This window comes from Ruegeria sp. AB11, from assembly GCF_056536325.1.
Genome location: NZ_JBQFJO010000001.1, coordinates 2,371,107 through 2,389,421 on the forward strand (window position 1 = coordinate 2,371,107; position 18,315 = coordinate 2,389,421).

Below are 18,315 nucleotides of genomic sequence, written 5' to 3' on the forward strand. Positions count from 1 at the left end.
CTAAAAATTAAGCATCTGATGATTTAGCGGGCTTGAATGCCGTCGATTTGTTGTTCATATGCTGCAATTTCGATATTAAAAGCGCAACTGCTCAAGGATTAAGCACATTGACCCTGCGTCTTGCTGAGAAGGACCTGACCCCGCCGGTGCTGCTGGCACCTATGGCCGGAATCACCGACCGGCCTTTTCGGGATCTTGTGATGCGCTTCGGTGCAGGCATGGTGGTCAGCGAAATGGTTGCCAGCCAAGAGATGGTGCAGGCCAAACCAGGCGTCCGTGAACGGGCAGAACTGTCGGCGGATGTTGAGAACACGGCGGTGCAATTGGCCGGTCGCGAGGCGCACTGGATGGCCGAGGCTGCCCGGCAGGTCGTCGACCGGGGCGCCCGAGTGATCGACATCAACATGGGATGTCCAGCTAAGAAGGTGACCAACGGCTATTCCGGTTCAGCCCTGCTGAAGACGCCGGATCACGCGCTGACGCTGATAGAGGCCGTGGTGGATGCTGTGGGCGTACCCGTCACGTTGAAGACGCGCCTGGGGTGGGATGACAAATTGCTGAACGCGCCGGATGTGGCGCGACGGGCGCAGGATGCTGGCATCCTGATGGTGACGATTCATGGTCGTACACGGTGCCAGTTCTACAAAGGTCGGGCAGATTGGCAGGCGATCCGGGCGGTGAAAGAGGCGGTCTCGATCCCGGTCATCGCAAATGGCGACATCGTTGATACCCAGGCCGCGCAGACCGCGCTGGATCAGTCCGGGGCAGACGGAGTGATGGTGGGTCGAGGCGCGCAGGGTAAGCCATGGCTGCTGGCGCAGATCTGTCACGATCTATATGGAGCTGCGGCTCCGGACATTCCGGTGGGTGCCGACCTGATCGAGATGGTGCGCGCCCACTATCAGGCGATGCTCTCATTCTACGGCATTGAGCTGGGCTTGCGCGTCGCACGCAAGCATTTGGGATGGTACATGGATGAGGCCGGGACGTCTGCCACCTTACGGCGCGCAGTACTTACATCACGCGATACGGATGAAGTTCTGCAGCTACTGGGCGATGCTTTGAACAGCTCTGCAGAGGTGGCGGCATGACCTCGGATCAGAGTATCTGGACCTCGCTGCCGGTTCCGACCTTTATCATCGATCCTGACGACCGCATATCGGATGTCAATTCTTCAGGTGAGGGGTTCCTGAACGCTTCGCGCAAAGCTGTAATCGGGCATCCAGTCTGGGATCAGATCGCAGTCGATGCGCCTTTGGAAGAGGCTTTCATACGCGCCCGTCAGCAGAGCACGCCCCTGTTTGTGAATGATGTGGATGTGGGCTCGGGTAATCGCGCGCCGCTGCAATGTGCCCTGCAGATCGCGCCATTAATGGGGCATCCCGGTTCCATGATTATGATCATCTCACCACGTGAATTGTCTGGGCGGATGACCCGAGGCAATACCGTGAAGTCGGCGGCGCAATCGGCCATTGGCATGGCCGAGATGCTGGCGCATGAAATCAAAAACCCTCTGGCCGGGATCACCGGTGCGGCACAGTTGCTCAGCATGAATATCTCACAACAAGATCTTGAATTAACAGATCTTATTGTCGAGGAAAGCCGTCGTATTGTGAAGCTACTGGAACAGGTGGAACAGTTCGGAAACCTGTCTCAGCCCGATTTCAAGCCAGTCAATATACACGACGTTTTGGACCGCGCGCGCAGATCGGCGCTGCTTGGGTTTGGCGCTCATATGACCATCGTTGAGGATTACGATCCATCTTTGCCAATGGCGTACGGAGACCCGGACCAGTTTTTGCAGGTGATTTTGAATTTGCTTAAGAATGCCTCTGAGGCTGCTGATGGCAGTGGCATAATCCGGCTTCGCACCTATTTCGAACATTCATTCCGGCTGCGTCGCAGTGATGGTTCCGGTCACTCGCTGCCTTTGCAAATCGAGATCATCGATGACGGTCCCGGACTGCCGGAGAAAATTCAGGGCGAGATTTTCGATCCGTTTGTTTCGGGTAAAGAAAACGGAACCGGCCTGGGGCTGGCGCTGGTCAGCAAGATCATATCCGACCACGACGGATGGATATCAGCGGAATCGGTGCCTGGGCGCACTGTATTCCGTTTGTCCCTGCGGCGCGCGCCACAGGGCACATATGACAAGGAGAGCATCTGATGGATGGCACAGTTCTGGTTGCCGATGACGACCGCACGATCCGCACGGTTCTGACACAGGCCCTCACGCGGGCGGGGTGCAAGGTGCATGCCACATCTTCGCTGACCACGCTCATGCGCTGGGTGGCCGAAGGCAAGGGCGACGTGGTGATCTCGGATGTAGTGATGCCGGATGGAAACGGGCTCGAGATGTTGCCAAAGATCGCACAGGATCGACCTGGATTGCCGGTCATCGTGATCTCGGCCCAGAACACCATCATGACGGCCATTCAGGCTGCCGAGGCGGATGCCTATGACTATCTGCCCAAGCCCTTCGATTTGCCTGATCTGATGAAGCGGACTGCACGGGCGCTTGATCAGAAACAGCATGCTCAGGCTGAGCCTGTCGAAGCCAGCGAAGATCGTCCAGACGAGTTGCCGCTTGTTGGGCGCACCCCAGTTATGCAAGCGCTCTATCGTCTCGTGGCGCGGGTGATGAACACCGATCTGTCAGTGATGATATCGGGTGAAAGTGGTACAGGTAAATCTCTGATTGCGCGCGCTATTCACGATTTTTCAGACCGTCGAACTCTGCCGTTTGTCACCGTGACTGCCGCTGATCTAAGTGATCTGGAAGGTCCGGCGCGAGTCATGGCACGTGTGAGGGGCGGCACGCTGTTGATCGATGAGATCGCCGATATCGATGACGAGATTCAGGCCCGGATCGTGCGCATGATGGACACTCCGGGCGATCATGTGCCGCGTTTCATGGCCACCAGCCAATCTGACCTGACTGACGCCATGGAGAGTGGCCGCGTGCGGCAGGACCTTTATTATCGTCTCTGCGGTGCGACAGTACATGTTCCTGCTCTGCGAGAACGCGTTGATGATATCACGTTGCTCACCGACCATTTTCTTGCGAGGGAAGAGCGCGAAAGCGGAACGAAACGCCGCCTCAGCTCCGAAGCTGTGGAGCTTGTGCGTCGATATTCCTGGCCTGGGAATGTCCGGCAGCTGGAAAATGCCATCCGTCGTCTCAGCCTGACAAGCCGTGCAGAAGAAATCTCGCGCACCGAAGTTGAGATGGTTTTGGGCAGTCAGCCTGAGGCTGAGCCGGTTCTGGGGGATGGCGAGCGTGAAAAACTGTCAGCTTCGGTGGGGCGTCACCTGCGGCGATACTTCGATTTACACGGGAATATCCTACCACCGCCCGGGCTCTATCAGCGTATTTTGCGTGAAGTCGAAGCGCCTCTGATCGAAATTGCGCTGGATGCGACCGGTGGAAATCAAGCAAAATGTGCTGATCTTCTGGGGATTAACCGAAATACGTTGCGGAAAAAGATTACCGACCTCGATATTCAGGTGACACGCCGCCGCAAACTGATGTAATATCGCCACACAAACCGTGGCATTCGGGTTCGACCCCGGGAACGACCACGACATATGGCGGTAAGCCGCGCAGGCGGCACATCAGAATGAGGGCAGACGGTGGCAACCCGGGCACAGAACGGGCCGATCCTATCGATCAACCGGTGGCGCAAGTCCCGGAGGATGCGCAATTTCAGTACCTTGGGTCTGGTCGTGTTGGGCCCCATTCTGGCGCTGGCAACTTATCTGGTCATTGGTCCCTTTGATTTAGGCGCGGCGGCGCCGACGCTGAGGCTGATTCTGCTGGCCGATCTGGTTTATGTGCTGGTCGTCGCAGCGTTGGTGTTGGGGCAGTTATTCAGTCTGATCGCCGCCCGACGCGCGAAATCAGCAGGGTCACGGCTTCACCTGCGCTTGATCGGCGCGTTTACGCTGCTGGCTCTGGTGCCGACAGTTACGGTTGCAATTTTTGCAGGGCTCACGGTGAATATCGGCCTTGAAGGCTGGTTCTCGGATCGGGTTCGGCAGGTTGTTGGGTCATCTCTTACGGCCGCCGAAGCCTACGAACAAGAGCACCGCGAAGGGCTGACGCAGGACGCGATCGTTCTGGCGCGATTTCTGGATAACGCGCGATCACTAGATTACTACATCTCAGATGCCGAATTGCGTGAGGTTCTGGCGCAGGGGCAGTCCCAGATTCAACGCGGTTTGCGTGAGGCCTATGTAATTGATGGCAGTGCTGAAATTCGGTCGCGTGGTGATCGCTCCTACCTGTTCGACTACGAGGCACCGACGCCCGAAGAGATGATTGAGGCCAATGATCAGGGTGTGGCGATTATCGCAGATTGGGAGAACAGCGAGTTCCGCGCTCTTGTACCATTGCAGGCCTATCTGGACCGATACCTATATGTCAGCCGCGAGGTTGACGGACAGCTTTTGACCCTACTGGATGAGACCAAAGAAACCGCGCAGTTTTACAGTCAGCTCGAAAGTGAGCGTGGTCGGGTACTGTTCGAGTTCGGTCTTCTGTATCTGGGTTTCGCGGTGATCCTGATATTGGCGGCTATGTCGCTGGGCATGTGGTTTGCCGAGCGCCTTTCACGTCCCGTAGGGCGGCTGACAACGGCTGCGCAACGGGTCGGTGCAGGTGATCTGAGCGTTCAGGTCATCGAAGAGGCCAGCGATGATGAAATCGCGATGCTGGGCCGATACTTCAATCAGATGACCCGCCAGTTGAAGGGGCAGCGCGATACCTTGCTGGAGAATACGCGCCAGATCGAACGCCGCCGAAGGTTGTTCGACTCGGTGCTCAGTTCGGTGACGTCGGGGGTTGTGGGCGTTGATTCCGAAGGGTGCGTAACTTTTGTGAACCGGTCCGCAGAGCGCCTGTTGGGTTGGTCGGGCGGTGAGCATCATCTTGCGATAGGCATAGCCGTGCCCGAATTCTTGCCATTGTTCGAAACGCTCAAGGACAGCGGGCAGGAGGCTGTTCAGGGCGAAGTGAAAGTGACTCGAAAGGGTCAATTAGAGAACTTGCTGGTACGCATGGCGACGCGTCGAGGTGAAGATGGCGGCTTGGAAGGCTACGTTGTGGCCTTCGACGATGTGACCGATTTGGTCAGTGCACAGCGCATGGCGGCTTGGGGCGATGTGGCCCGTCGCATTGCGCATGAGATCAAGAATCCTCTGACCCCGATCCAGCTGAGCGCCGAGCGGATCAAACGTAAGTTTTCGCGCAAGCTGAATGAAGAAGACTGCAGTAGCCTTGAATCGATGACAGATGTGATCGTGCGTCAGACCAATGATCTGCGACGGATCGTCGATGAGTTCTCGAAGTTCGCGCGGATGCCCGAGCCGGAGCGGCGCGAAGAAAACATTGTGACGCTGGTGCGTGAGGCGGTGTTGTTGCAGCAGGCGGGCCAACCCGATGTTCAGATCGACGCGGATCTGCCCGAACAGCCTATTCTGGCGGATGTGGATTCGACCATGTTGAGCCAGGCCTTGACGAACCTGATCAAGAACGCGGGCGAGGCTATTGAAACGCTGAAAGAAAAAGGCGCCCCGGACAATCTTGAACCTCAGATTAAGGTGGCGGTCAGCAATGACGATGCGGGAACGCAGATTACCATTGCCGATAACGGCATCGGCCTGCCAGAAGATCGGGCGCGGCTGTTTGAACCTTATGTAACCACGCGTGACGAAGGCACGGGCTTGGGCCTGCCTATCGTCAAAAAGATAATCGAAGAACATGGCGGAGCGCTGACATTAGAAGATGCGCCCACATTTGACGGACAGGACCATTACGGCGCGATGGCTGTCATTCGTCTTCCCGGGGCCTCAGGCGGCTCGACAGATGCGCCGGAAAAACAGGCGATTAAAACAAACAAACTGAAAGCAGGCCAAAGATGAGCGACATTCTGATCGTAGATGACGAACGCGATATTCGCGAATTGGTGTCCGATATTCTAGAGGACGAAGGCTATTCCACACGGCTGGCGGCAAACTCGGATGAGTGCATGTCGTCGATCAATGCCGAACCTCCCGGACTGTTGATCTTGGATATCTGGCTGAAAGACAGTCGCATGGATGGGATTGACATCCTGAAGGCGGTGAAACGCGACAACCCGGATGTGCCGGTGGTGATCATTTCCGGGCACGGCAATATCGAGATTGCGGTCGCGGCGATCAAACAGGGGGCATACGATTTTATCGAAAAGCCTTTTAATATTGATCAGTTGATGGTGGTTATCCGCCGCGCGATGGAAACTTCGCGCCTGCGCCGCGAGAATGCTTCGTTGAAACGGCAGGAAGTCAGCTGTTCCGATATGATCGGCAAATCGGCTTCGTTCCGGGCGATGCAGGGGCAGTTGGATAAGGTGACCAAGTCCAATGGTCGGGTCATGCTCAGCGGTCCGGCGGGCTCGGGCAAAGAGATCGCAGCACGTTATATCCATGCCCATTCCAATCGCGCCAATGCACCATTCGTCACGGTAAACTGCGCCGGGATCGAGCCTGAGAGGGTCGAAGAGGTTCTGTTCGGCCGTGAATCCTCGGAGCGTGGTGTCGAGTCAGGCCTGCTGGAAGAGGCCCATGGCGGGGTTGTCTATTTCGACGAAGTCGCTGATATGCCGCTGGGGACGCAGTCCAAAATCTTGCGCGTGCTTGTCGATCAGCAGTTTCAGCGCGTCGGCGGGTCAGACAAAGTGAGGGTTGATCTGCGCGTCATCTCTTCGACCAACCGCGATCTGGAACAGGAAATTGCAGCAGAGCGGTTCCGCGAAGAACTGTATCATCGTCTGAACGTTGTACCGATCTCAGTTCCATCTTTGGAAGAGCGCCGCGAAGACATACCGGTTTTGGCGCAGCATTTTATCGAGATGTGCAACGACACGCAGGGCCTGCCAGTGCGTGAACTTTCCGATGAGGCCGTCGCGCTGCTTCAAACGATGACATGGCCAGGCAATGTGCGTCAGCTCAAGAACCTGATCGAACGGGTACTGATCCTTGGGGATAGTACCGGCCCGATTGAGGCACGCGAACTGCCCAATGAAGAAGAGAAGGCAGATGAAACCGGACGGGTGGTCCTGTCCGGTGCTCTGGCAACGCTGCCGCTTCGCGAGGCCCGCGAAGCATTCGAGCGTGAGTATCTGCTGACGCAGATCAATCGGTTTGGTGGTAACATCAGCCGCACTGCCAGCTTCGTCGGAATGGAGCGCAGCGCCTTGCACCGCAAGCTCAAGTCATTGGGGGTCGTGACCTCGAACAAGTCAGGTGCGCGGGTGGCGCAGATTGATGAGCCCGAACCCGCAGAGTGATTTGCTTCAATGACCGCAGATTGCTCGAAGACCACAGCCGTTTCCATTGGCTTTCCAGCCTTTGGAAAGCGGCTGAAACGGCTGCGCCGCGTGGTTGGCTTAAAGCAATCTGCCCTTGCTGATCTGATCGAGGTTGATCAGGCCACGATTTCTAGGTGGGAAAATGGTGGCCAAACCCCTTCGGCCCATGTTCAACAGGTTGTTTTTGCGGCGCTTGGTCCGGCAAAGGCACAGGATTCCGCGCTTAAACGTCTGGTGGTAAATTCGTCCGAGTGCCTACACCTTGTTGAAGAAGCCACACACACTTGCCTTGCCTATTCGGCCAGTCGTGCACGAGATTGGAAAACCTCTCAGCACGCGTTGCTGGGTGTATCACTCTGGCAATTTGCGACGGATGAGATCCGACAGGCCGAGGCGGAACTCCAACTCGATGGTTGGTGGGATTTGCACTCGCCTGCGCCCAAGGCGTTTCTGACCTCGGAAGCCGTGCATGACCAAATCAGAATCAGCGCTGGACGGATCGTTTGGGAGCGATTGTATCTTTCGGATGGCACCCCGGTTCGTCTGGTCAGCGGTCGGCGAGAGGGTGCCGCATAATTTATGCGTTCCGCTGGTGTGTAGGTCGCGATAGACCGAGTTCATGAGCGACTCTTTCCGAACATTTCTGCAAGTTTTGCTGATTTGGTTCGCAGGCCTCGGGGCTGCGACCCAGTTTGCCAAGATCGCCGTTCCGTTTGCTGACATTGGATTGCTTTATCCCGATCATGCGGCGGTGATCGGCTGGCTGCTATCGATTATCAGCCTGATGGGAGCAGCGCTGGGTGCGATGTCGGGTGCGATTGCGGCGCGGATCGGGCCAAACCGTCTGCTTTTGTCGGGTTTGGTTCTTGGGGGTGCATTGTCAATATTGCAAGCAAGTCTGCCGGGATTCCAATTGATGTTGCTCAGCCGGGTGGTCGAAGGGCTATCCCATCTTGCGATTGTTGTCGCGGCGCCGACCTTGATTGCACAGATCACAACCGGTCGCGCTAGGTACAACTCTATGGTGCTATGGAGTACGTTTTTTGGCGTAGCCTTTGCGTTGAATGCCTGGTTCGGGTTGCCAATTGTCGACCGCTATGGATTGCCGGTGTATTTTGCCCTGCATGGCGGATTGATGTTGGTGATTGCCGCGCTGATAGCGTCCAGCAAATTGAAGATCGAAATAGATCAGCCAGCCGGCACGAGGTGGAGTTTATCTTCTTTGCTTGGTGTGCACCTAAGGACCTATCGCTCGCCATTCATCTCGGCTCCGGCGATCGGATGGTTCTTCTACACGCTCACTTTCGTCTCACTTCTGGCAATTCTGCCGGGGCGCTTACCCGAAGGGCAGGGTGCATCGATCGCAGCATTGATGCCGTTGGCCGGGATCGTGTTGTCATGGTTGCTGGTACCGCTGCTTTTGACCGTGCTGTCCTGCGTCAGTGTCGTGAATCTGGGATTCGCCATGGGGATTCTGACGATCATTTCGCTGTTTCTGGGGGCTCCGCTTGCCTTCGGATGCATCGCATTGTTTGCGGTTCTTGGGCTTGTTCAGGGCGGTAGTTTCGCTGCTGTGCCCGAGTTGAACGACACTGCCGAGACCCAGGCGTTAAGCTACGGCGCAATGGCGCAGATGGGGAATGCAGGAAATCTGCTAGGGACGCCAGTTTTACTGGCAGTTCTTTTGGGCGCAAAAGAGGTCGGTATGTTTTTGGCCGTGGCTGCATTCTATGGCATCGCCATATTTGCTCATCTCGCACTGGCCAAGCGTCGCAAATCAGCCGGCCTGTCCTGGGGTGATGATTTGAAATGACCCGTCTTCAAACTTCACGAAACACGACTCAGTGCTCAGCGGTGGAAGAGTTGTGGTACGTGCGGGTGCAACCCGCGATTTGACACCTTGTTTGCAAGGCGGCAGGCTGACCGGGCGGTACCCTTTCTGTGCCATACACTGTGCCTCGACCTTGTTTCTTAGCCCCTGATTCACGTCAACGGTATAGATCCGTCCGGGTTCCCACCATCCAGGGTTGCGATAGCAACGCCCACGGCCATCACAATAGGTGCGCCCGGGCCAGTATACCGGTGGGCTCTGACGGACCTGATTGGCGACAGGGGCGTCTTTAAGAGCTTGCACCTGACAGTTCGTGGTTTCGGTCTGCATGCGCGCAACGCTTTCGCCCTCGCGGTAATACAGCGAAAGCGGACCACAGGCAGATAGTGTCAGCAAGCAAATCAGAGCGGGCAGAATTGTTTTCATACAGTTACTTTGGCTCAGCTTGTCATCCATGACAATTCAATTGACCGCTTTGGGGGCATCTGTCATTCAAAGATTTCAGGCAGAAAGGCCAAGAGTATGAAGGTCATCATATGCGGTGCCGGCCAAGTGGGCTGGCAGATTGCGCGTCACCTTTCGGGCGAACTGAACGATGTAACGGTGGTCGACAACAACCCTGATCTGGTGCGTCGCGCGACTGAGACGCTGGACGTGCAGGGGATCGCTGGATTCGCAAGTTATCCGGATGTGCTGGATCGGGCAGGGGCCCGCGACGCTGATATGATCATTGCTGCAACCCATTCGGACGAGGTGAACATGGTCACCTGCCAGATGGCGCACTCGGTTTTTTCGATCCAGCGCAAGATCGCGCGTCTGAGGTCTAAATCCTATCTCGAAGCGATCCATTCTGATCTTTATCGCCGCGATCATCTGCCCATCGATGTGGTAATCAGCCCTGAACGCGAGGTCGCTGCCGCTGCAATGCGCCGTCTGTCGGCTCCGTCGGCTTTCGATACCGAGATTTTCATGGACGGTAAGGCGCAGCTGCTGGGTATTCGGGTTGAAGAAGACTGTCCAATCGTCAACACTCCGCTGCGCCAGCTGACTGATTTGTTCTCGACGCTCAGTTCAATCGTTGTTGGTGTTCGTCGTGAAGGGACGTTGTTCGCGCCTGAATCCGAGGATCAGCTGTTTGTTGGTGACGAATGCTATGTCTTTACCAGCGTCAAGGATGTTGATCGCACGATGGAGGTGTTCGGCAAAGCCCAACGTCAGCAAGATCGAGTCGTCATCGTGGGTGGCGGAAATGTCGGGTTGGAAGTTGCCCGCACGCTGGAAGAACGTGAAAGCCGCGTCCGTGCCAAGATCATCGAGCGTGACCGTCGATGCGCGGAAATCGCTGCCGAGGGGCTGGAGCGCACCATCGTATTGAATGGCGACGGTCTGGATTCGTCTTTGCTGAGCGAGGCAGGTATTGAACGCGCCGATGCGATGCTGGCAGTCACAGACGACGATCGCACCAACATGTTGGCTGCGGTGCGTGCCAAGGGCGAGGGCTGCCCGCTGGCCATCGCTTTGATCAATGACCCCAGTATGGTCGCCCTGATGGGGCCGCTGGGAATCGACGCTTATATCAATCCGCGTGCGACAACAGTAAGTTCGATCCTGCGCCACATCCGTCACGGTCGGGTGCGTCAGGTTTATTCTATTGGCGACGCCGAAGCCGAAGTTATTGAGGCCGAAGTCCTGTCGACTTCTCCGATGGCGGGGCAAAAGCTGCGTGATATTGATTTCCCCGAGGGCGTATTGGTCGGTGCCGTCCGCAAAGGAGACGAGGTGCTGCGCCCAACTGGAAGCCTCCGCATTGACGAGAAGGATGTCGTTGCAATCTTTGCTATGGCCAAAGACGTGCCCGAGGTTGAACGTCTGATGCAGGTCTCGATCGATTTCTTCTGATGTTGCAGGCACGTGGACAGCAACGGATCGGAGTATTGCGGCGACTACCGCTGTTGCTGATGATCTGGGGAATTGTCGCGCTGTCGATGTGGATTCCCGCTGCCTACGCGCTGGCACTGGATGATCACGATACCTCACGATCTTTCTTTTATTCCGGGCTGTTAGGTGTGTTCGTTGTCTTGATCATTGCGCTTGCGATGTCGAACCGAAAACCCCGGCGCGGGACGCTTGGCCAATTGGCGGTTCTACTTGCCGCGTTCACCTTGTTGCCAATCTTTCTGGCCATACCGTTTCATGATGCGCTGGGAACAACCAGTTTTCTAAATGCTTATTTTGATATGGTCAGTGCGCTGACAACAACCGGCGCTGACCTGTTCCCGGATCCCCAGCGTCTGTCTGCACCGCTGCATTTGTGGCGCGCTTTGGTTGGATGGATGGGGGGGCTGTTAATGTGGATTTCTGCGGCGGCGATCCTCGCGCCTTTGTCGTTGGGTGGATTCGAGGTAACCGCAAAAGGGCAACCTGGTCGACCGGTCTCGGGTGTTGCCCAAAGCGAAAAGACCGATCCAAGGGGCCATCTGATCCGTGTGTCGCGCGCTTTGGCTCCGATTTATGCCGGATTGACAGCGGTGATCTGGGTTCTTTTGCTGATCGCAGGCGAACAAGGCTTAACCGCAGTGTGCCACGCGATGTCGGTGATGGCGACCTCGGGTATTTCGCCTGTGGGCGGGTTGGAAGGATCAACAGCAGGTATAACCGGCGAAGCTATCATCTTCCTGTTCCTTTTCTTCGCGTTGTCGCGGCTGACCTTTTCGACCGATACAGCGACCTCGGGCTATTCGCGGCTGGACAAAGACCCTGAGTTTCGGATCGGTATCTTTATCGTGCTGGCGGTTGCGGTATTGTTGTTTATCCGAGTTCTGGCGGGAACGGCCGAGCTTGGTATTCAGATCGAGATTGTGCAGGCGTTGCACGTGGCTTGGGGTATGGTGTTCACTGGAATGTCTTTCCTGACAACAGCCGGATTTGAAAGCGCGAAATGGAACGATGCGCAGCAACTATCGGGCCTCGGGACACCTGGTTTGATCCTGATGGGTTTGGCGTTGATTGGCGGCGGTGTTGCAACAACCGCAGGAGGGGTCAAACTGCTGCGCGTTTTTGCACTTTATCTGAATGGTAAGCGCGAAATTGACCGACTGATCTATCCGTCTTCTGTCAGCGGCGAAGGCGGAGGCAACCGACGTATCCAAAGCGACGGGGCCTTCATCGCCTGGATCTTCCTGATGATGTTTGCTTTGACGTTGGCTCTGTTCGATTTGCTGCTGGCCGCCATGGGTGTCGGGTTTGAGCAGGCGATGGTGCTGAGCGTTGCGGCGCTGAGCACAACGGGGCCGCTGATTGAATTGGCAACTGATGTCCCCATTCGACTTATTGATCTGTCAGGTGCAGCCAAACTGACAGTTTGCGCTGCGATGGTTATTGGCCGTTTGGAAACCCTGGCGATCGTCGCACTGATTACACCAACCCTGTGGCGCGATTGACCCTGCGGCAGGCGTCTGCTGTTACTGCACGATTTTTCATCTGGAATATCTGCGCGCACCACTCCATACTCCGCCGGAGGGAGCGCGTTGGTCCGCAGCGCGTAGCAAGAACAATGGCGAGATTAAAACAATATGGCTTCGGACAGACAGAATCTGCAGGACGCGTTCCTGAATAATGTACGGAAAGCAAAAGTCCCGGTCACGATATTCCTGATCAATGGCGTGAAATTGCAGGGTGTAATCACCTGGTTCGATAATTTTTGTGTGTTGTTGCGCCGCGACGGACAGTCGCAGCTGGTCTACAAACACGCGATATCGACCATCATGCCGTCACAGCCGATCAGCCTGTATGAGGGCGAAGACGCCTCTTGATGGAACATGATAGGACGCGCACCCGTGCCTGGGTGCTGCATCCGGAAATCAAATCAGATGAACAGCGCCGCGTTCCAGAACCGGCGCTGGAAGAGGCGGTGGCATTGGCTGCCGCTTTGCCCGATCTGGATGTGGTCGGGTCCGAAGTTGTACGTTTACAGCGGGCTCAGGCGGGATTGCTGTTCGGCAGCGGCAAGATCGAAGAGTTGGGTGAGCGTTTCCACGAGAACGAAGTGGAACTGGTTCTGATCGACGGACCAGTCACGCCTGTTCAGCAACGAAATCTTGAAAAGGCCTGGAAGGTCAAAATCCTCGATCGAACCGGGCTGATCCTGGAGATTTTCAGTGATCGTGCGCGTACCCGCGAAGGGGTGCTACAAGTCGAGATGGCGGCACTCAGCTATCAACGAACGCGATTGGTGCGGGCCTGGACCCACCTTGAACGGCAGCGTGGCGGATTGGGATTTGTCGGCGGGCCGGGTGAAACCCAGATCGAAGCGGACCGGCGTGCGATCGATGAACAATTGGTGCGTCTACGGCGGCAGCTGCAGAAAGTAGTCAAGACCCGCACGTTGCACCGCGCCGCGCGGGCCAAGGTTCCGTACCCAATCGTTGCATTGGTCGGCTACACCAACGCCGGAAAGTCCACGCTATTCAATGGCCTGACCGGGGCCAAGGTGATGGCGAAAGATATGCTCTTTGCCACGCTTGATCCCACGATGCGGCGGGTCGAACTGCCGGATGGTCCCGAAGTGATCCTTTCGGACACAGTGGGTTTCATTTCGAACCTGCCGACAGAACTGGTCGCTGCATTCCGCGCCACGCTGGAAGAGGTGTTGGGTGCCGATCTTGTGGTTCATGTTCGAGATATTAGTCACGAAGAAACCGAAGCGCAGGCACAGGATGTCGAGATGATTTTGACCTCTCTTGGGGTCGAGGATGACCGGCCCCGGCTGGAAGTCTGGAACAAAATTGATCTTCTCAGCCCCGAGGACCGCCAGGCCACGCTGGCTCGAGCCGAGCGTGATCCGGCAATATTTGCGATTTCGGCTGTAACGGGCGAGGGGATTGCTCCTCTTTTGTCTGAAATTGCCACGATCCTGCAGGGCGCCCGGCATGAATCCACACTCTCATTGACGTTCGCTGAAGGCCAAAAGCGGGCGTGGTTGTTTCGTCAGGAAGTCGTGAGATCTGAAGCGCAGACCGAGGATGGTTTCGAAATCACTGTGCTTTGGACTGACAAACAAGCAGCCCGCTTTGCCGCGCTTTGAAGTTTGGACCCACTCAATAAAAAGGGTTGTCGATGACACAGGCTGAAAAGAAGGTTCATTTGCGCGGTCATATTACGGTGCCTCAGGACCGGTTGGAACAGGTGCGGCAAGCGCTGCCTGCTCATATTTCACTGACTCGTGCAGAGGCGGGGTGTATCTCATTCGATGTCTGCGAAGATGCCAACCAGCTAGGTCGGTTTGAAGTATCCGAGGTTTTTGCAAACAGTGCGGCCTTTGAGGCGCACCAGGACAGGACGAAAAACTCTGACTGGTATCGGATCACGCAAGGCATTCCCCGTGAATACATTGTGACTTCAGAGTAAGGCGCGCGGACGTGTTTCAGACACCATCAATCTGGCTTTGTCGCTCTTGTGCATCGAACCATTCCAGCGAAGTTTTGATCTTGTTGTCCGATGTCAGTTCCCACTGCTCCCATCCACGCGTGACAACGCGGTTACCAGTGGCGTGATGATGCCCTTCGAGCGTTCTGACGAACAGGGCATGTGGTCCAGCCCACCGCATCATGTCGCAACGTACTTCCAGATCGGGGAAATCCGCATAAAGACGACGCGCCATTTCAGCGATTGCGGCATGTCCTTGCAGAGGTTCGCCACGATTGATGCTGATTTGACCATCCGGCGAAAAGAAGCTGGCAACCGCGTCTGGGTCGCCTGAACTCCACGCAACGGCATAGTCGCGCGCCAGATTATTCAAAATATCGCGAAGGCTGCCCATGCATTTCCCCCTTTGGTGCGATGCGACGGCCCATTGATTTTAGGCGAATTTAATCAACCACGTCCACGCGGCGCGCAAAAAGGGGCGGGGAATTGCCGATACTGTCAGCGTGGGTTGAGCACGGTCACACCAACTGCCGCGGCGCGGGCAAGACCGATATCCAACGACATGGGAATGTATTCGCCCCGGCGCCACAACTGGGCCTGATCATCGTAGTAGCGCGACAAAAAATGGCCAGACTGACCAGTGGCCGTGATGAATACTGAACTGTCCGGATCGGCGAAATCATATACGCCACGATATCCTGCACCGTGCACATTCTGGAATGGATCTGAACCTTCGCCCGAAGTGCGGCCGCGCAACAAGGTATTGTCGCCGCCGCTGGTCGACTGGCGGATGTTTACGAAGAAACGCAGCACCGGCACTTCGCCCAGCACGGGGTGGTCGTGGGTGGCCTGATGGGCATCACCCCAACGCAAAGATTCCAGCGCTGAGCCATATCGTTCTGAAATCCAGATGATTGCGTCATCCAGCGCCAGCCGAGCCATGTCTGTGCAAGTCTCAGCCGGGGCGCTCTGACGCACGTCGCACCAGACCGAAGCGCCATCGATGTCACGGTAAACACGCTCGATGAACAATGGTTCGACATGTTTGTATTCCACCGCCAACGGGCCAAGCTCATCCGCAATCAGACGGATTTGCAGTGCCCGCAGCCAGGCAGCGTAAATCAATGGCTCGGGCAGATGCTCATTCATCTCACCGTTCCAGTTGGCCAGCAAATCCAGCGCAATTTGCCGCTGACGTTCCGGTGTGCCATCAGGCGCGGACTCTCCGGTGAACCAGAGATCAGCACCGATCAGCGGCAACAAGGATCGAGCCGTAAAGCTGACCGTATCCAGCTGTGCCTCGATAAAGCTGTCGCGGGTGTGCACTTCGCGCGATTGCATCAGGCGTTCCCAACGGTGAACGCGCTGGGTGTCACCCCACTCATATGAGATATGATCTGGGAAGGGGCGATCAATGATCTTGTTATTTGTATTGCCCAGTACGCCGCCGACTGGAGCAACAAATTCCGGGTTGTCCGCATAAGGCAACCGGCCCTGCCAGCGGTTTCGCTCCAGCCATCCGGGGGTTGGAATACGACCACGACTTTGGTTGTTAAGGTCTCGCCGGGGCATGGCACCGATCAGTTTCAAACCGATCGTGTTTCGATCGACTAATGACAGGTTCTGTGATGGCGCGATGTAATCTTCGGCTATATTGATGGCCTGCCGAACGGTATCTGCATTCATCAGCGCCAAAGATGCACTCATCGAGGTGTCGCGGGGACTGAGCGCACTCCATGACAGGGAGGCCACATGCCCCGGAGGCGTAATGGTCTCCAGATGGTAATGCGTGCCCGGTAAAACGGGGCCGTTCTCAGTCCAACGCAGGGTCAAAGTGATCGGGGCCGCGTCCTTGATCTCGATGATCGAAGGCCGGGTTTGGAAGCGCTTATATCCGTCTGGGGTCAGGTATTCTTCTGGGTTCTCGGGGTTCAACTGTTCGATATGGACGTCCTGATCGTCCAGATAAGATGAGGTCAGACCCCATCCTAAGCGCTCGCTTCGCCCGGCTGAAATCGCAGGAATACCGGGGATCGTCGCGCCAATCACTCCGCCTTTGGCAAGCTCCAGCCGGGCCAGGTACCAGATGCCAGGTGCGGTGAAGCCCAGATGGGGGTCGTTGGCCAATAAGGTGCCACCGCTGGCCGAACGAGACGGCGCGGCGGTCCAGGCATTTGACGCCCCTGCCAGTCCGCGCTGGGGGAAAGGTGACAGCGGCGTGTCAGGCATCGAAGCTCCCTGCGCATACCGCGGAAGGTTCGGAAACAGAGCAGCATATTCGGGCAGAGCAGCGATCCCGGGGCCAGGGACATCGGGCAGAATGTCAGCCAAACGTGCCGGATCGTCCAGCATCAGAGAAGTTCGGGCACGCAGAACCTCATCCGCAAGGTGGCCGGACAACTGCAAACTCATCAGTTTCATGATGGCCAGACTGTCGCCGGGCTGCCATGGCGGGACCGGCGCGTTGAACAAGAACATCTCGGGCGCGCCACGACCTAGCGCCTGTTCGTTTATTTCGGCCAGCCGGGCGTTAATTCCAGCGGAATAGGCGCGCAATGCGGCAAGCGTGTAATCGTCTTGTACGTCGACAGATCGATGGGCAAGGCCATAAAGGTCCAGCCGTCGCAAGAGCTTGTCGATATGGACTGTGCGTTGGCCGAATATTTCGGACAATCGGCCCTGTACGGTCCGGCGCAGAACGGTCATTTGCCAAAGCCGGTCCTGCGCATGGGCATATCCAAGGCCAAAGAATACATCCGGGTCGGATTGGCCCATGACATGTGGTACGTTCGCGGTGTCGCGGACGATCTCGACGGGGGCGGTAATCCCTTCAACTTCAAGGGTTTGATCATATTCGGGCAGGGATTGGCTGGCCAGAAAATAGATCAGCCCGATTGCTGCGACCAAAAGCAGGATCAGGCCCGTCGTAATTCTCACCAGCCAGCGAAAAACCAGACCCATCTGTCCCCCAAGAAATCTGTATATTCGTTTGCGCAGAGGTTACTGGAAGCCCATCCGAACCGAAAGAGGAATGCCACAGGAATATGTGTGAAATCCATAAAATCTAAAAGCCCTGCCACAAGATGTAGCAGGGCTTCTCTGAGGGGGAAGGGGGGCTCGTAAATCAGGGAATGATGCGTGTGTATTTGGTGCCTTCTATGGTTGCACCGAATTTCAGACCCGCCTGCCCAAAGACCGCTGCTAGCACGGGTTTGCCCAATTGATTGGTATCTGTCGAAAGCGACTCACCGGTTGCGTCAACGACATATCCGATATCGGCGCCTGCGGTCCAACCGCTGGATCGGCGGAAGTCATTCAGCGCGTCCTCGGTCATGAAGAATAGAACATGTGCATATTGTTGTGCGCCGATCTGTAGGCCCGCCGTGCCGGAAATGGCCGAATAGTAATCAACCGTAGCACCCTGAATGCGCAGCGCACCCTGACCATAGGCACCACCGAAGAAGATTAAGCCGGCGTCGGTGATCAATGGCATGACCAGCATCCCGTTAGCCTTGTTGGCGATATCAACGGTATTAGGGTACTTGCTGTACATTTCGTTTAGCGTCGCATCAACACGGGCATCAAGCGCCACCGCATTGGAATTCCCGACGCCATTGCCGCAGGCGGCTGTTAGCGTCAGTCCGGTCATGCCAAATGCAAAGCCGCGACGGCTTAGTCGGAGGGAGTTTGAGCTGCTCATGTTTCTCTGTC

General features: G+C 56.5%; 16 protein-coding genes. 12 read left to right on the forward strand and 4 right to left on the reverse strand.

Annotated elements, in window-relative coordinates; genetic code table 11:
- Nucleotides 1-107: 107 nt before the first annotated feature.
- From dusB to ACR3EJ_RS12005, 7 genes are all read left to right on the forward strand, one after another.
- The gene (gene dusB / locus ACR3EJ_RS11975; RefSeq protein WP_480422944.1) at nucleotides 108-1,091 is read left to right on the forward strand and encodes a tRNA dihydrouridine synthase DusB; all 984 of its coding nucleotides are present in this window, start codon (nucleotides 108-110) and stop codon (nucleotides 1,089-1,091) included.
- A complete protein-coding gene (locus tag ACR3EJ_RS11980) occupies nucleotides 1,088-2,167 on the forward strand; it encodes an ATP-binding protein (RefSeq protein ID WP_170540072.1) in 1,080 nt (359 codons plus the stop codon). The genes dusB and ACR3EJ_RS11980 overlap by 4 nt, the downstream gene beginning before the upstream one ends.
- Nucleotides 2,167-3,534: a sigma-54-dependent transcriptional regulator gene (locus tag ACR3EJ_RS11985; protein ID WP_170540069.1), complete on the forward strand. Its 1,368-nt coding sequence runs from the start codon at nucleotides 2,167-2,169 to the stop codon at nucleotides 3,532-3,534. Before ACR3EJ_RS11980 ends, ACR3EJ_RS11985 begins: the two co-directional genes overlap by 1 nt.
- A 162-nt stretch (nucleotides 3,535-3,696) precedes the next feature.
- Nucleotides 3,697-5,922 (forward strand): sensor histidine kinase NtrY-like, encoded by a 2,226-nt coding sequence (locus tag ACR3EJ_RS11990; protein ID WP_260026359.1) that lies wholly within the window; start codon nucleotides 3,697-3,699, stop codon nucleotides 5,920-5,922.
- The gene (gene ntrX, locus ACR3EJ_RS11995) at nucleotides 5,919-7,328 is read left to right on the forward strand and encodes a nitrogen assimilation response regulator NtrX (protein ID WP_170540063.1); all 1,410 of its coding nucleotides are present in this window, start codon (nucleotides 5,919-5,921) and stop codon (nucleotides 7,326-7,328) included. The genes ACR3EJ_RS11990 and ntrX overlap by 4 nt, the downstream gene beginning before the upstream one ends.
- Nucleotides 7,329-7,337: 9 nt before the next feature.
- Nucleotides 7,338-7,925 carry a helix-turn-helix domain-containing protein gene (locus ACR3EJ_RS12000; RefSeq protein ID WP_170540060.1) on the forward strand — a complete coding sequence of 196 codons (588 nt, stop codon included), beginning with the start codon at nucleotides 7,338-7,340 and terminating at the stop codon, nucleotides 7,923-7,925.
- Between the two features lie 43 nt (nucleotides 7,926-7,968).
- A complete protein-coding gene (locus tag ACR3EJ_RS12005) occupies nucleotides 7,969-9,162 on the forward strand; it encodes an MFS transporter (protein WP_170703192.1) in 1,194 nt (397 codons plus the stop codon).
- Here ACR3EJ_RS12005 and ACR3EJ_RS12010 read toward each other — a convergent pair.
- Entirely contained in the window at nucleotides 9,127-9,606 is a 480-nt protein-coding gene (locus tag ACR3EJ_RS12010) for a hypothetical protein (RefSeq protein ID WP_170540054.1), read from the reverse strand. The two genes, ACR3EJ_RS12005 and ACR3EJ_RS12010, sit on opposite strands and share 36 nt — an antisense overlap.
- Nucleotides 9,607-9,702: 96 nt before the next feature.
- Between ACR3EJ_RS12010 and trkA the strand changes: the two genes are divergently transcribed.
- From trkA to ACR3EJ_RS12035, 5 genes are all read left to right on the forward strand, one after another.
- Entirely contained in the window at nucleotides 9,703-11,079 is a 1,377-nt protein-coding gene (gene trkA, locus ACR3EJ_RS12015) for a Trk system potassium transporter TrkA (RefSeq protein WP_010440342.1), read from the forward strand.
- On the forward strand, nucleotides 11,079-12,620 hold the full coding sequence (locus ACR3EJ_RS12020) for a TrkH family potassium uptake protein (protein ID WP_170540051.1): 1,542 nt from the start codon (nucleotides 11,079-11,081) through the stop codon (nucleotides 12,618-12,620). The genes trkA and ACR3EJ_RS12020 overlap by 1 nt, the downstream gene beginning before the upstream one ends.
- Before the next feature lie 132 nt (nucleotides 12,621-12,752).
- Nucleotides 12,753-12,992, forward strand: a complete 240-nt coding sequence (gene hfq / locus ACR3EJ_RS12025; protein ID WP_010440340.1) for an RNA chaperone Hfq — start codon at nucleotides 12,753-12,755, stop codon at nucleotides 12,990-12,992.
- Nucleotides 12,992-14,263, forward strand: a complete 1,272-nt coding sequence (gene hflX, locus ACR3EJ_RS12030; protein ID WP_170540048.1) for a GTPase HflX — start codon at nucleotides 12,992-12,994, stop codon at nucleotides 14,261-14,263. The genes hfq and hflX overlap by 1 nt, the downstream gene beginning before the upstream one ends.
- Before the next feature lie 32 nt (nucleotides 14,264-14,295).
- Nucleotides 14,296-14,586, forward strand: a complete 291-nt coding sequence (locus tag ACR3EJ_RS12035) for an antibiotic biosynthesis monooxygenase (RefSeq protein ID WP_170540045.1) — start codon at nucleotides 14,296-14,298, stop codon at nucleotides 14,584-14,586.
- 16 nt (nucleotides 14,587-14,602) lie between these two features.
- On the opposite strand, the gene ACR3EJ_RS12040 is transcribed toward ACR3EJ_RS12035, so the two are convergent.
- The 3 genes from ACR3EJ_RS12040 to ACR3EJ_RS12050 form a co-directional block, all read right to left on the reverse strand.
- The gene (locus ACR3EJ_RS12040) at nucleotides 14,603-14,998 is read right to left on the reverse strand and encodes a nuclear transport factor 2 family protein (protein WP_170540042.1); all 396 of its coding nucleotides are present in this window, start codon (nucleotides 14,996-14,998) and stop codon (nucleotides 14,603-14,605) included.
- A 104-nt stretch (nucleotides 14,999-15,102) separates the two neighbouring features.
- Nucleotides 15,103-17,565: a penicillin acylase family protein gene (locus ACR3EJ_RS12045; protein WP_170540040.1), complete on the reverse strand. Its 2,463-nt coding sequence runs from the start codon at nucleotides 17,563-17,565 to the stop codon at nucleotides 15,103-15,105.
- A gap of 163 nt (nucleotides 17,566-17,728) precedes the next feature.
- Complete coding sequence (locus tag ACR3EJ_RS12050; protein ID WP_170540037.1) at nucleotides 17,729-18,304, reverse strand: lipid-binding SYLF domain-containing protein; 576 nt, start codon at nucleotides 18,302-18,304, stop codon at nucleotides 17,729-17,731.
- Nucleotides 18,305-18,315 lie beyond the last annotated feature (11 nt).

Coding starts and splice junctions, on each gene's coding strand:
- ACR3EJ_RS11980 (WP_170540072.1), top strand. CDS start 1,088: ATGACCTCGGATCAGAGTATCTGGACCTCGCTGCCGGTTCCGACCTTT.
- ACR3EJ_RS11985 (WP_170540069.1), top strand. CDS start 2,167: ATGGATGGCACAGTTCTGGTTGCCGATGACGACCGCACGATCCGCACG.
- ACR3EJ_RS11990 (WP_260026359.1), top strand. CDS start 3,697: ATGCGCAATTTCAGTACCTTGGGTCTGGTCGTGTTGGGCCCCATTCTG.
- ntrX (WP_170540063.1), top strand. CDS start 5,919: ATGAGCGACATTCTGATCGTAGATGACGAACGCGATATTCGCGAATTG.
- ACR3EJ_RS12000 (WP_170540060.1), top strand. CDS start 7,338: ATGACCGCAGATTGCTCGAAGACCACAGCCGTTTCCATTGGCTTTCCA.
- ACR3EJ_RS12005 (WP_170703192.1), top strand. CDS start 7,969: ATGAGCGACTCTTTCCGAACATTTCTGCAAGTTTTGCTGATTTGGTTC.
- ACR3EJ_RS12010 (WP_170540054.1), bottom strand. CDS start 9,606: ATGAAAACAATTCTGCCCGCTCTGATTTGCTTGCTGACACTATCTGCC.
- trkA (WP_010440342.1), top strand. CDS start 9,703: ATGAAGGTCATCATATGCGGTGCCGGCCAAGTGGGCTGGCAGATTGCG.
- ACR3EJ_RS12020 (WP_170540051.1), top strand. CDS start 11,079: ATGTTGCAGGCACGTGGACAGCAACGGATCGGAGTATTGCGGCGACTA.
- hfq (WP_010440340.1), top strand. CDS start 12,753: ATGGCTTCGGACAGACAGAATCTGCAGGACGCGTTCCTGAATAATGTA.
- hflX (WP_170540048.1), top strand. CDS start 12,992: ATGGAACATGATAGGACGCGCACCCGTGCCTGGGTGCTGCATCCGGAA.
- ACR3EJ_RS12035 (WP_170540045.1), top strand. CDS start 14,296: ATGACACAGGCTGAAAAGAAGGTTCATTTGCGCGGTCATATTACGGTG.
- ACR3EJ_RS12040 (WP_170540042.1), bottom strand. CDS start 14,998: ATGGGCAGCCTTCGCGATATTTTGAATAATCTGGCGCGCGACTATGCC.
- ACR3EJ_RS12045 (WP_170540040.1), bottom strand. CDS start 17,565: ATGGGTCTGGTTTTTCGCTGGCTGGTGAGAATTACGACGGGCCTGATC.
- ACR3EJ_RS12050 (WP_170540037.1), bottom strand. CDS start 18,304: ATGAGCAGCTCAAACTCCCTCCGACTAAGCCGTCGCGGCTTTGCATTT.